Origin of the sequence: Ewingella sp. S1.OA.A_B6 (genome assembly GCF_049889095.1) — a bacterium.
Classification (GTDB): Bacteria; Pseudomonadota; Gammaproteobacteria; order Enterobacterales; family Enterobacteriaceae; genus Ewingella.
This window is the reverse complement of record NZ_JBLJFK010000085.1, coordinates 1-255: the sequence shown is the minus strand read 5'-3', so window position 1 is coordinate 255 and position 255 is coordinate 1. Positions and strand designations below refer to the sequence as shown.

Here is a 255-nt window from a genome sequence, read left to right as displayed (position 1 = left end):
TATTGAAACAGGAAAAATGGATAAAATTGGCAACGGTCACTTGAATATTTCAGGGGGAAATGAATGAAAGCGACTCTAAGAAGTATTGGTTGTGATTGGCTTGATTTATCAAGTTATCAGCCTGAACAGGATGATTGTTTTCAATTTTTAGCTCATTTATGTATAGGACCAGTAGGAGAAAAAGGAATAAATCATTTTGATGTTTATATCTGTACTCCTGAATGGCTCTGCAAGCACCACTGGTTACCGGAACTG

General features: G+C 36.5%; 1 protein-coding gene. It reads left to right on the top strand.

Translation table 11 applies throughout. The annotated features are described in order from the left end of the window. Positions 1-63: 63 nt before the first annotated feature. On the top strand, positions 64-255 hold a 192-nt coding region (locus ACMV8I_RS21575), incomplete at its 3' end, for an Imm8 family immunity protein (protein WP_498867166.1).